The following is a 12,182-nucleotide window of genomic DNA, read 5'->3' as shown; positions in this document are numbered from 1 at the left end:
GCACCCCTCTTCCCATCAGTACTGGCAGACGTGCTGCACGGGTTCGCCGGACCATTATCGCCCATGCCGCACAACAGTGCAGCAGACCCCGACGTCACGGCCCGTCGCCGGGAACGTGGGAGCCCGGGGCGTTCCGGTCCGGAGCCGTGTCTTGAGCCGTGTCCGGAGCCGTGTCTTGAACCGTGTCCGGTGCCGTGTCCGGCGTCGTGCCCGGTGCGGCTGCGGGACCGGCTTCGGGCCCGGCTTCGGGCCTGGCACCGGGAGTCACCCCGGGCGACCGCTGCTCGAGCTCGGCGGCGACCCGCGCGAGCAGCGCGTCGACCTCCGACATCCGGTAGCCGCGGAACGCCAAGGAGAACCGCACCCGTCTCAGGTCGTCGCCGCCCAGCGGACGGTCGGCGGGGACCGCGGCGTCGGGGCGGTCGTCGTACGCCGGGTGCATCGGCTCGCCCTTGCCGGCGGCCAGGAGCGCGATCCCGCCCATCGCCAGCACCACCAGCACGGCGAAGACCCACATCATCGACTGCGACATCAGTGCCTTTCCCCTGTCAGGCGCGGTGGCCGCGGGCGGTGACCATCAGCTCGACCGCCTCGTCCACGTCGTCGGTGAGCGTGAGCCGGTCGATGTCGCTCGCAGCGATCTTGCCCTCGGCGAGGGCGGTGTCGCGCAGCCAGTCGATGAGCCCCGACCAGTAGTCGACGCCGAGCAGCGCGACCGGGGAACTCGGTCACCTTGCCGGTCTGCACCAGGGTCACCGCCTCGAACAGCTCGTCGAGGGTGCCCATGCCGCCCGGGAGGACGATGAAGCCCTGGGAGTACTTGACGAACATCGTCTTGCGGACGAAGAAGTAGCGGAAGTTGATGCCGACGTCGCACCAGTCGTTGAGGCCGGCCTCGAAGGGCAGCTCGATCCCGAGGCCGACGCTGACGCCGCCGGCCTCGCTCGCGCCCCGGTTGGCCGCCTCCATCGCTCCTGGCCCGCCGCCGGTGATCACCGCGAACCCCGCGTCCACCAGCTTGCGGCCGACCTCGATCCCCTGCGCGTATGCCGGTTCGTCGGTGCTGGTGCGGGCGGAGCCGAACACGGCGACCGCCGACCCGAGCTCGGCGAGCGCCCCGAAGCCCTCGACGAACTCGGCCTGGATCCGGAGCACGCGCCACGGGTCGGTGTGCACCCAGTCGGTCGGGCCGCGCGAGTCGAGCAGCCGCTGGTCGGTCGTCGACCCGTCGATCTGGTCGCGACGCTGGACGATCGGACCCTTGAACTTCGCCTTCACGCGGTGGTTCCCCCTGTTCTGCCCGACGGCCTGCCCGGCGGTGCCGGTCGGCTCGGTGGTGAGCCAGGCGCGCAGCTGCTCCTCGCACCGCAGCACCTGCGCGACCGGGACGTGCTCCTCCTGCTTGTGCGCCAGCATCGGGTCCCCGGGGCCGAAGTTCACCGCGGGCACGCCGAGGGCGGTGAACCGGGCGACGTCGGTCCACCCGAACTTCGGGTTCACCTCTCCCCCGACGGCGTCGATGAACGCCCGGGCGGCGGGCCGGTCGAGCCCGGGCAGGGCGCCCGGCGCGGTGTCGGTGAGGGTGACCTCGTAGGGCGCGAAGTAGTCGGTCACGAACGCGAGCGCCTCCTCCTCCGACCGGTCGGGCGCGAACCGGTGGTTGACCTCGACGACGCACTCGTCGGGCAGCACGTTGCCGGCGACGCCGCCGCGGACGAACACGGCGTTGAGTCCCTCGTGGTACTCCAGGCCGTCGATGACGGGCTTGCGCGGCCGGTAGTCGCGCAGCCGCTGCAGCACGTCGGCAGCGGCGTGGATGGCGTTGACGCCGCGCCAGCTGCGCGCGGAGTGCGCCCGCTCACCGGTCGTGCGGACCTCGACCCGGAGGGTGCCCTGGCAGCCCGCCTCGACCACGGCGTTCGACGGCTCCATCAGCACCGCGAAGTCGGCGACCAGCAGCGCCGGGTCCGACTCGCTGAGCAACCGGAGCCCGTTGAACTGCGAGTCGATCTCCTCGCACTCGTAGAGCACGAACGTCAGGTCGTGCACCGGTTCGGTGAGCGTCGCGGCGAGCCGGAGGATGACCGCGTCGCCCCCCTTCATGTCGCAGGTGCCGAGCCCGTGGAGGATGCCGTCCTCGAGCCGGCTCGGGAGGTTGTCGTTGACGGGCACCGTGTCGAGGTGGCCGGCCAGGACCACCCGCTCGCGGCGGCCGAGCTCGGTGCGGGCGACCACCGTGTTGCCGCGCCGCTCGACGACGAGGTGCGGCAGCGCACGCAGCGCGGCCTCGACGGCGTCGGCGATCGGGCCCTCGTCGCGGCTCACCGACTCGATGTCGACGAGCTGCCGGGTGAGCGTGACGGCGTCGGCGGTCAGGTCGAGCGTCGGCATGGGGCAAGTCAAGCAGGTCGGCGGGGAGGAGGTGCGGGGGATCCGGGCGCCGCCGGACGCGGCGGCGACCCGGTCGAACCGCTCAGCCGAGCAGCCGGCCGAGCGCCGCCGCGGCCGCCGCGGCGACGACGACGACGAGGAACGGCGCCCGCACCAGCAGCAGCGCCACGGCGACGCCGAGGCCGAGCAGCCGGGCGTCCAGCGTCAACGACTGTCCGTCGGCCAGCACCTGCACGGCGACCAGGGCGGCGAGCAGCGCGACCGGGATCAGCGCGGCGACCCGCTCGGCGACCGGGTGCGCGAGCACCCGCTGCGGCACCGAGACGCCGGCGACCTTGAGGGCGTAGCAGCCCGCCGCGGCGACCAGGATCGCCACCCACTCGGGGCTCACGGCGCCACCTCCTCCCGCTCCCGCTCCTTCCGCTCCGGCTCCGGCCGCAGCAGCAGGCCCGCCACGACCGCGACCAGCCCGCCGACGATCACGGGCACGCCGGCCGGCGTCCACGGCACCAGGCCGGTCGCTGCGGCGGCGCCGACGACGGCCACCACCCGCTGCGGCCACGCGGTGAGCCGCGGCCACAGCAGGGCCAGGAACGCCGCACCGACGGCGGCGTCGAGGCCGAACGTGCGCGGGTCGCCGATCGCGGTGCCGGCGAGGGCACCGACCAGTGTCATCAGGTTCCACAGCACGAAGACCGACCACCCGGTGAGGTGGAAGGCGAGCCGGGCCTGGCGCTCGTCGTCCTGGCCCAGGCTCATCGCGGTCGACTCGTCGATCACGACCTGCGCGGCCAGCAGCCGGCGCCAGCCCCGCAGCCGCAGCCGCGGGGCGAGCGCCAGCCCGTAGAAGAGGTTGCGGCTGCCGAGCAGCAGCGCGGTCGCCGACCCGGCCAGCGGCGCGCCGCCGGCCGCGACGACTCCGACGAACGCGAACTGCGACGCCCCGGTGAAGACCAGCACCGACAGGGCGCAGGCCTGCCACACGTCCAGCCCCGACGCGGTGGCGAGGGCGCCGAACGACACGCCGTAGGCGCCGGTCGCGACACCGACGCCGAGCGAGTCGGCGACGACCGTGCGGTCGGTGGGCGCCGTCACGCCTTGCGCAGGGCCACGACCGCGCGCTCCCCCTCGCCCACGACGACCTCGGTGCCGGCACCGGCACCGACGACCTCGTACGCCGTCGCCAGGGTCTCCTTCGCGATCAGGTCCTCGAACGCGCGCGCCGCCTCCTGGACGGCCGGTCCACCGCCGACGGTGAGCTCGATCCGGTCGACGACCTGCAGCCCGCTGTCGCGACGCAGCTGCTGGACCGCCCGCACCAGGTCGCGCGCGAGCCCCTCGGCGGCCAGGTCGGGCGTCACGACGGTGTCGAGCACCACGAACCCCCGCCGGGCAGCATGCCGGTGGCGGAGTCGGCGCTGTCGGAGCCGACGACGGTCTCCAGGGCGTACTCGCCCTCGAGCAGCGCCAGCCCCCCGGCCGTGACCGTGCCGTCGTCGCCGACCGCCCAGTCGCCCGCCTTCGCCGCCCGGATCGCCGTCTGCACGTCCTTGCCGAGCCGGGGCCCGGCGGCGCGGGCGTTGACGGTCAGCCGCTGGGAGACGCCGTACGCCGCCGCCTCGGCCGAGTCGGCGGGGAGCAGCCGCACGTGCTTGACGTTGACCTCGTCGGCCACGATGCCGGTGAACGGCTCGAGCGCCGCCGGGTCGGCGACCACGACGGTGAGCGTCGACAGCGGCAGCCGGTTGCGCAGGCCGCCGGCCTTGCGCAGCGCGGACGTGGCCGAGCAGACGTCGCGCACCTGGTCCATCGCGGCCACGAGGGCGTCGTCGGCGGGCAGCGCGGCGGCGTCGGGCCAGTCGGCGAGGTGCACCGACCGGCCGCCGGTGAGGCCGCGCCAGACCTCCTCGGTCGTCAGCGGCAGCAGCGGGGCGACGGCGCGGCACACCACGTCGAGCACCGCCGCGAGCGTCTCGAACGCCTCCGGACGCCCCTCCCAGAACCGCTCGCGGGAGCGCCGGACGTACCAGTTGGTGAGGACGTCGAGGAACCCGCGGGTCGTCTCGCAGGCGTCCGCGATCGCGTAGTCGTCGAGCTCGGCGGTCAGCTGCTCGACGTACTGCCGGGTCTTGGCGAGCAGGTAGCGGTCGAGGGGGTCGCTGCTGCCCACCGACTCCGGCCGCCCCACCTTGGCCTCGTAGGACTCGGCGTTGGCGTAGAGCGAGAAGAAGTACCAGGTGTTCCAGAGCGGGATCATCACCTGGCGCACGGCGTCGCGGATGCCCTGCTCGGTCACCACGAGGTTGCCGCCGCGGAGGATCGGGCTCGCCATGAGGAACCACCGCATCGCGTCGGCGCCGTCGCGGTCGAACACCTCGCGCACGTCGGGGTAGTTGCGCAGCGACTTCGACATCTTGTTGCCGTCGGAGCCGAGCACGATCCCGTGGCTGATGCAGGAGGAGAACGCCGGCCGGTCGAACAGCGCGGTCGCCAGGACGTGCAGGGTGTAGAACCAGCCGCGGGTCTGGCCGATGTACTCGACGATGAAGTCGGCCGGGAAGTGGTTCTCGAACCACTCCGCGTTCTGGAACGGGTAGTGCACCTGGCCGAAGCTCATCGAGCCGGAGTCGAACCAGACGTCGAGGACGTCGGGCACCCGGCGCATCGTCGACCGCCCCGTCGGGTCGTCGGGGTTGGGCCGCACCAGGTCGTCGACCCAGGGGCGGTGCAGGTCGGGCTCGCCGTGCTTGTTGCGCGGCAGCCGGCCGAAGTCGCGCTCGATCTCCTCGAACGAGCCGTAGACGTCGATCCGCGGGTAGGCCGGGTCGTCGCTCTTCCAGACCGGCACCGGGCTCCCCCAGAACCGGTTGCGGGTGATCGACCAGTCGCGGGCGTTCTCGAGCCACTTGCCGAACTGGCCGTCCTGGATGTGGTCGGGCACCCAGCGGATGTGCTTGTTGAGCTCCAGCATCCGCTGCTTGAACTCGGTGACCTCGACGAACCACGACGAGACGCCCTTGTAGATCAGCGGCTCGCGGCAGCGCCAGCAGTGCGGGTAGGAGTGGGTGTAGGACTCGCGCCGCAGCAGGACCGTGCCGGGCGTGACGGCGCCGTGGCGCTCCTGGGCCGGGTAGCCGCGGGTGGCGGCCTTGAGGTGGTCGATGATCTGCAGGTTGGCGTCGAAGACGAGCATGCCGGCGTACTCGTCGACCGGGGTCGTGAACCGGCCGTCCTTGCCGACCGGCATGACCGGCTCGATGCCCTCCCGGTCGGTGACCTCCTTGTCGACCTCACCGAACGCCCCGGCCGTGTGGACGACGCCGGTGCCGTCGGTGGTGGTGACGGCGTCGTCGGCGGCGACGACGCGGAAGGCCCGCTCCCGGCCGAGGTAGTAGGCGAACGGCGGGGTGTAGGTGCGGCCGAGCAGGTCGGCGCCGCGGTAGCGGCCGAGGACCTTCGGCTCGCCGTCGGGACCGGCCAGCTCGCGGGCGTACGCCGGCAGCCGGGCCGCCGCCAGGAGGTACCGCGCCGTGGTGTCGGTGCCGGGCACCGGCGCCTCGACCACGACGTACTCGATGTCGCTGCCCACCATCACGGCGAGGTTCGACGGCAGGGTCCACGGCGTGGTGGTCCAGATCAGCACGTGGGCGCCGTCGAGGACCGGGTCCTCGCCGGTGGCGTCGAGCGGGAAGCCGACGGTCACCGCCGGGTCCTGCCGGTCCTGGTAGACGTCGTCGTCCATCCGCAGCTCGTGGTTGGACAGCGGCGTCTCGTCGTTCCAGCAGTAGGGCAGGACGCGGAAGCCCTCGTAGACGAGGCCCTTGTCGTAGAGGCTCTTGAACGCCCAGAGCACCGACTCCATGAACTCGGGGTTCATGGTCTTGTAGTCGTTGTCGAAGTCGACCCAGCGCGCCTGCCGGGTGACGTAGTCGCGCCACTCGCCGGTGTACTTCAGCACCGAGGCCCGGCACGCGTCGTTGAACGCGTCGATGCCCATCTCGACGATCTCGTCGGTGGTCTTGATGCCCTCGAGCCGCATCGCCTCGAGCTCGGCGGGCAGGCCGTGGGTGTCCCAGCCGAACCGGCGCTCCACGCGCTTGCCGCGCATCGTCTGGTAGCGCGGGACGATGTCCTTGACGTAGCCGGTCAGCAGGTGGCCGTAGTGAGGGAGGCCGTTGGCGAACGGCGGGCCGTCGTAGAAGACGAACTCGTTCTGCCCGTCGGGGCCGGCGTCGCGCTGCTCCACGCTGGCCCGGAACGTGTCGTCCTCGGCCCAGTAGGCGAGCACCCGCTCCTCGATCTCCGGGAACCGCGGCGAGGACGGGACCCCTTGCCGGGGCCTGAGCTGTCGGTGGTGACCTTCGGGTAGGTCATCGGGCTGGTCTCCTGCGGTGGTCGTCTGGTCAGAACCCCGCAGGGACGACCCCTCAGGACCGCGGTACCACCCTGCTTGCCCCTGCCGGGGCCGCTCGTCGACGGCTGTGACGGGCCCACCCGCCGGGTTCTACTGGGCACCGGCCGTGGCCGGCGCTGTTCTTCCCGGAGCTCGCCGCTGATGACGGCTCGAACGCCTCTGCCCCCAGGATACGGCGACCCGTGGACCACCCGCCAATCAGTAGCCGGGTCACGGCCCGACCAGGCCCGGCGAGGCCCGACCAGGCCCGAGCAGGCCCGTGTATCAGGACGCCGGCCCGGCGCTCCTTCCCTCGTACCCGTTCGTCACACCACCCACCGGAGGTCTCGTGTCCGCCCTCAGGAGAATCAACGACGCCCTGCCGTCGGCGTCGATGCTCGTCGCGGTCCTCGCCCTCGTCGTCGCCGCGGCCGGCGCCGGCTACGCCGCCGGCAAGATCGGCACCAAGGACCTGAAGAACAACGCCGTCACCAGCGCCAAGGTCAAGAACGGCTCGCTCAAGGCGACCGACCTGGTCCGCGAGGGCAAGTTCAAGTACGTCGGCAAGAGCGGCGCCCCGGCGTTCCGCACCGGCGGCGAGGGTGACTGCGTCTGGCAGCTCGGCTCCTCGCTCGTGCCCGGCCTGGGCCGGCCCGGGTTCCGCAAGGACCGCTTCGGCACGGTGCACCTCGCGGGCGTCGCGGCCCCGGCCGACGGAGGCGGCGGCGACGGCGTCTGCGACTCGGGCGCGGTCGGCGAGACCGAGGACGCCGTCGCGTTCGTGCTGCCGGGTCCGTTCCGTCCCGCCCGCACGCAGCTGCTGCCGATCGGCACGACCGGCGGGATCCTCGTCGTCGGCCGCAACGGCCTGGCCGCTCCGGGCCTGTCGCTGCCGCCGGGCGCGGTGGCGGCGCTCGGCACCGGATCGCCGCTCATCCTCGACGGCATCTCCTACCTGCCCGCCGGGTCCAAGCTGGTCGCCGGACGCACGGCCGACCGGCTCTCCCCGCAGGGTCGCCGCCTCCTCGAGCGGCTCGGCGCCGCCTGACGGCGGCAGCAGACGCCCCGGCGGCGTCGGCGCGAGTGGGGAACGCCGACGCCGCCGCGGTGCTGTCTCGGGCTGTCTCATGTCGTCTCCACCCGGCTCCGCTGGGTCACGGTGGCGGACCGCCCCTAGACTCTCCCCACGTGACTGCTGCTTGGGGCTACGGCCTGACGACCTACGCGTCCGACGACTCGGTGCTCGACACCTGGTTCCCCGCTCCCGCGCTCGGCGCCCGCTCCGACGACGCGACCGCGCCGGCCGAGCTGGTGGCGCTGCAGGGCAGCGACCCGGTGCGTCGCGTGGAGAAGCAGGTCACCCTGGTCGAGGTCGCCGACCTCGCCGCCCCCGCCGGCGTCCACGGAAGACGTCTGGCTGCGGCTCCACCTGCTGTCGAGCCGGCTGGTCAAGCCGCACGAGGTCGACCTCGACGGCGTCTTCGGCCTGCTCACCAACGTGGTGTGGACGAGCGCGGGACCCTGCGCGGTCGAGGGCTTCGAGTCGACCCGGGCGCGGCTGCGGGCGACGGGCGCCCACGTCACCGTCCACGGCGTCGACAAGTTCCCCCGGATGGTGGACTACGTGCTCCCCGCCGGCGTGCGGATCGCCGACGCCGACCGGGTGCGGCTCGGCGCCCACCTCGCCGAGGGCACCACCGTGATGCACGAGGGGTTCGTGAACTTCAACGCCGGCACCCTCGGCGCGTCGATGGTCGAGGGCCGGATCTCGGCCGGCGTCCTCGTCGGCGACGGCTCCGACATCGGCGGCGGCGCCTCGATCATGGGCACCCTGTCGGGCGGCGGCAAGGAGGTCATCTCGATCGGCCGCCGGTGCCTGCTGGGCGCCAACGCCGGCCTGGGGATCTCGCTCGGCGACGACTGCGTGGTCGAGGCCGGCTGCTACGTGACCGCCGGCACCAAGGTCACCGTGCTCGAGCCCGGCAAGGAGGCCCGCGTGGCCAAGGCCCGCGAGCTGTCCGGCGCGAGCAACGTGCTGTTCCGCCGCAACTCGGTGACCGGCGCGGTCGAAGCGGTGCCGTGGCAGGGCGAGGGGATCGCCCTCAACGACGCCCTCCACGCGAACTGAACGGCCAGCCGAACGGCCAGCTGAACGGCCGGCCGACCGCTTCTCAGCGGATCCTCAACCAACCGTCTCGGACACTGGGGTCGTGAGAGGACGAGTCGCGGCGATCGTGGTCGGCCTGGCCGCGCTGGCGGTCGTCGCCGTGGTCGGGCTCGCCGTGTTCGACGCCGTCGACGACATCGTCTCCGGGCCGAGCGGCGACTGCACCGTCACGGTCGCCGGCCACCGGGTCGAGGTGAGTGGCGAGCAGGCCGAGAACGCGACGCTGATCGCGGCCATCGGCGTCGAGCGCGGGCTCCCGGCGCGGGCGGTGTCGATCGCCCTCGCCACCGCCTACCAGGAGTCCAAGATCGTCAACATCGACTACGGCGACCGCGACTCGCTGGGCCTGTTCCAGCAGCGCCCGTCGCAGGGCTGGGGCACCGAGGAGCAGGTCCTCGACCCGGTCTACGCCACCAACGCGTTCTACGACGCCCTCGAGCAGGTGGAGGGCTACGAGGACATGGAGATCACCGTCGCGGCGCAGCAGGTGCAGCGCTCGGCGTTCCCCGACGCGTACGCCGACCACGAGGCCGACGCCCGGGCGCTCGCGTCCGCGCTCACCGGCCACTCCCCCGCGACGTTCTCCTGCGACCTCGACGGCGGCGCCCCGTCCGCCGACGCCGAGCTGACCGGGACGGGGCTGACCCCGCGCGCCGACGCCGTACGCAAGGACCTGCTCGGCCGCTTCGGCAACCTGTCGCTCGGCGGCTACGAGCCCGGTGGCGTGTCGACCGGTCACATGGAGGGCTCCGCACACTACGAGGGCCGGGCCGTGGACGTGTTCTTCCGGCCGGTCGACGAGAGCAACCGCGTGCGCGGGTGGGCGGTCGCCCACTACCTCGTCGGCAACGCCGACCGCCTCGACATCCGCACGGTGATCTACGACGACCGGATCTGGACGGCCGGTCGCGACGGCTGGCGCGACTACGACGCCCCGTCCGGTCCCGGCGACCCCGCGGTCCTCGAGCACCGCGACCACGTGCACGTCGACGTCTTCGCCTAGATGAGCCGGCGGCAGTCCAGATCCTGTCCTTTCGTATCACCGGGGCGTCCTCGACGATCCCTTGCTAGAGGCCGGCTCCTGACCGGCCTCGTTCGACGACGAGAGGAACCACCATGCTCCAACCCACCCGCATCCGCCGTGCCGCCGTCGGCGCGGTCGCGGCGGCGACCGCCGCCACCGGCGTGCTCGCCGCCTCGCCTGCTCCGGTCGACGCCGCGGCCAAGGCACGCGTCACCGTGACCATCGACTCCGAGGGCACCGACATCTTCGGCCAGATCCGCAGCAAGCGCCGCGCGTGCAAGGCCGACCGCAGGGTGCTGCTCTACCTCCAGCGCGGCGCCCGCGGGGGTGCCGACGACGAGCTGTTCGCCACCGACACGAGCGAGGTCCGCAACGGCGTCGGCGTCTGGGAGACCGGCAACCTCGGCTTCGAGGGCAGGTTCTACGCCAAGGTCCGCGGCAACGCGCAGTGCAAGCCGGACGCGAGCCCGACCATCAGGGTCTCCCGCTGACCCCGAGCCCGGACAGGCGGCGCTCGACCTCCGCGGCCTCCTCCTCGGTCACCGTGACCGCCACGCGCACGTGACGGCCGCCGGCCGGGCCGAAGGCGTCGCCGGGCGCCACTGACACACCCCGCTCGGCGAGGGCTGCCACGGTCTCGTGGCAGTCCTCGCCGCGGGTCGCCCACAGGTGCAGCGACCCGGCCGCCTCCTCGACGGTGAACCCCGCGCCCACCAGCGCGCTGCGGAGGCGGCGCCGGACCGTCGACAGGTGGCGGTGGAGCGCGGCGGCGTGGTCGTCGTCGGCGAGCACCGCGGCGACCGCCCGGTCGTCCCACGCCGGGCGCAGCCGGTCGCCGGCGTGCCGCAGCCGCTCGACGACCGCCGGGTCGCCGACGACGAAGGCACCGCCCGCGCCGCCGGGGTCGCTCGCCGACGCCGGCGCGTGGAGGGCCAGCAGGCCGTGGTGACGGTCGCCGGAGACCGACGGGTGCAGCACGGACGGCGCCTCACCCTCCCAGACGTGGTCGAGCTGCGACTCGTCCGCCACCAGCAGCACGTCGCGCTCGCGGCACCAGTCCACGACCTTGCGCAGGTGCCGGACGGGCAGCACCCGGCCGGTCGGGTCGCCCGGCGTGGCGACCCAGACCAGGCGCGGCCGCTCCGGCCCGAGCGCCGTCAACGAGTCGGCGGCCAGCCGGCGGGCGCCGACGGCGGCGGCTCCCCGGGCGTGGGCCGGCGGCGCCAGGCGGGGATGCACGACCAGGTCGCCCCGGCCGACGCCGAGGGCGGCCGGCAGCGCCTCGACGGCGGTGTCCACGCCGGCGACCGGGAGCACACCGGCGACGTCGAGGCCCTCGACCCCGTGCCGTCGCTGCAGCCGCCCGACGAGGGCTCGGCGCAGGTCCGGCGGTTCCTCGCCTCCGACCGGGTCGGGGACCCGGCGAGGCACCGGCCCGACCGATCGCGGGACCGACAGGTCGATCGGACCGCCCATGACTACGGCCGCCGGAGCTCGCTGTTGAGGGCGCCGCGGACCAGGTCGTAGGAGTCGTCGTGGACGGCGGTCACCAGCCAGCCCTGCTCCCCGAGCCCGACCAGCTCGGCCGGTGGCAGGTCGCGGGCGACGGTGCGCTCCTCGCTGGCGCCGGAGAGGTACGCCGTCCGCGCCCGCCGCGCGGTCTCGAACCAGGCTGCGACCTGCTCGTCGTCGTCGAGCCGCTCGAGCAGCCCGGTGAGGCCGGCGATCGTGGCGGTCAGCTGCTCGCGCACCGCCTCCCTGTTGTGGACCACCATGCCGGCCGTGCGCGTGGTGTCGCCCCCGGCGACGCGGGTGCCGTCGCGGAACGACCCGGCGGCGAGCGCCGCGCCCGCCTCGGGGTGCGGCAGGTCGGCGACCGAGGAGAGGAGCCGGGCCGCCAGCACGTGCGGCAGGTGGCTGACCACGGCGACGACCCGGTCGTGCCACTCCGGTCCGCCCACGGCCACCTGGGCGGAGAACTCGGTGACCAGGAACGCGAGCACGTCGCCCAACCGGCCCGGATCGGTGCGGTCGGTCGCGGTCACCGCCCAGGTGACGCCGGCGACCAGGTCGGCGTCGGCGGCGGCGATCCCCCGAGCGGTGCGAGCCGGCCATCGGGTGGCAGCCGACGAACCGAGGCTCCAGTCCCTGCTCCGCGGCAGCGGCGTGCACCGCTCCCTTGACGCTCGCCACGTCGACCACGGTGG

Annotated in this window: 10 protein-coding genes and 3 pseudogenes; 4 read left to right on the top strand and 9 right to left on the bottom strand. The window is 73.7% G+C overall.

The window, feature by feature from the left end; translation table 11 throughout:
• Positions 1–94 precede the first annotated feature (94 nt).
• From MF408_RS17115 to ileS, 7 genes and pseudogenes are all read right to left on the bottom strand, one after another.
• The gene (locus MF408_RS17115; protein WP_240248701.1) at positions 95–532 is read right to left on the bottom strand and encodes a DivIVA domain-containing protein; all 438 of its coding nucleotides are present in this window, start codon (positions 530–532) and stop codon (positions 95–97) included.
• 16 nt (positions 533–548) lie between these two features.
• A pseudogene (locus MF408_RS17110) lies at positions 549–1,278 on the bottom strand (TIGR00730 family Rossman fold protein).
• Between the two features lie 69 nt (positions 1,279–1,347).
• Positions 1,348–2,391, bottom strand: a pseudogene (dapE, locus tag MF408_RS17105) (succinyl-diaminopimelate desuccinylase); the annotation flags it as partial.
• A gap of 82 nt (positions 2,392–2,473) precedes the next feature.
• A complete protein-coding gene (locus MF408_RS17100) occupies positions 2,474–2,782 on the bottom strand; it encodes an AzlD domain-containing protein (RefSeq protein WP_240248700.1) in 309 nt (102 codons plus the stop codon).
• Positions 2,779–3,486, bottom strand: coding sequence for an AzlC family ABC transporter permease (locus MF408_RS17095; protein ID WP_240248699.1), 708 nt, complete (start codon positions 3,484–3,486; stop codon positions 2,779–2,781). The genes MF408_RS17100 and MF408_RS17095 overlap by 4 nt, the downstream gene beginning before the upstream one ends.
• Positions 3,483–3,767, bottom strand: a complete 285-nt coding sequence (locus MF408_RS17090) for a DUF5915 domain-containing protein (RefSeq protein WP_240248698.1) — start codon at positions 3,765–3,767, stop codon at positions 3,483–3,485. Before MF408_RS17090 ends, MF408_RS17095 begins: the two co-directional genes overlap by 4 nt.
• Positions 3,749–6,679 (bottom strand): isoleucine--tRNA ligase, encoded by a 2,931-nt coding sequence (ileS, locus tag MF408_RS17085; protein WP_240248697.1) that lies wholly within the window; start codon positions 6,677–6,679, stop codon positions 3,749–3,751. The genes MF408_RS17090 and ileS overlap by 19 nt, the downstream gene beginning before the upstream one ends.
• Positions 6,680–7,064: 385 nt before the next feature.
• On the opposite strand from ileS, the gene MF408_RS17080 reads away from it, so the two are divergent.
• From MF408_RS17080 to MF408_RS17065, 4 genes and pseudogenes are all read left to right on the top strand, one after another.
• Positions 7,065–7,832: a hypothetical protein gene (locus MF408_RS17080; protein ID WP_240248696.1), complete on the top strand. Its 768-nt coding sequence runs from the start codon at positions 7,065–7,067 to the stop codon at positions 7,830–7,832.
• Between the two features lie 140 nt (positions 7,833–7,972).
• Positions 7,973–8,912: pseudogene (gene dapD / locus MF408_RS17075) on the top strand (2,3,4,5-tetrahydropyridine-2,6-dicarboxylate N-succinyltransferase).
• Between the two features lie 82 nt (positions 8,913–8,994).
• Positions 8,995–9,954: a hypothetical protein gene (locus MF408_RS17070; protein ID WP_240248695.1), complete on the top strand. Its 960-nt coding sequence runs from the start codon at positions 8,995–8,997 to the stop codon at positions 9,952–9,954.
• 113 nt (positions 9,955–10,067) lie between these two features.
• Positions 10,068–10,466, top strand: coding sequence for a hypothetical protein (locus MF408_RS17065; protein WP_240248694.1), 399 nt, complete (start codon positions 10,068–10,070; stop codon positions 10,464–10,466).
• On the opposite strand, the gene MF408_RS17060 is transcribed toward MF408_RS17065, so the two are convergent.
• Both MF408_RS17060 and MF408_RS25715 read right to left on the bottom strand, forming a co-directional pair.
• Positions 10,450–11,451, bottom strand: coding sequence for an aminotransferase class I/II-fold pyridoxal phosphate-dependent enzyme (locus MF408_RS17060; RefSeq protein ID WP_240248693.1), 1,002 nt, complete (start codon positions 11,449–11,451; stop codon positions 10,450–10,452). The two genes, MF408_RS17065 and MF408_RS17060, sit on opposite strands and share 17 nt — an antisense overlap.
• A 2-nt stretch (positions 11,452–11,453) precedes the next feature.
• Positions 11,454–12,020 (bottom strand): prephenate dehydrogenase dimerization domain-containing protein, encoded by a 567-nt coding sequence (locus MF408_RS25715; RefSeq protein ID WP_345893754.1) that lies wholly within the window; start codon positions 12,018–12,020, stop codon positions 11,454–11,456.
• Positions 12,021–12,182 lie beyond the last annotated feature (162 nt).

It is taken from the genome of Nocardioides sp. TF02-7, from assembly GCF_022437945.1.
Taxonomy (GTDB): Bacteria; Actinomycetota; Actinomycetes; order Propionibacteriales; family Nocardioidaceae; genus Nocardioides.
This window is presented reverse-complemented; position numbering and strand designations above follow the sequence as displayed.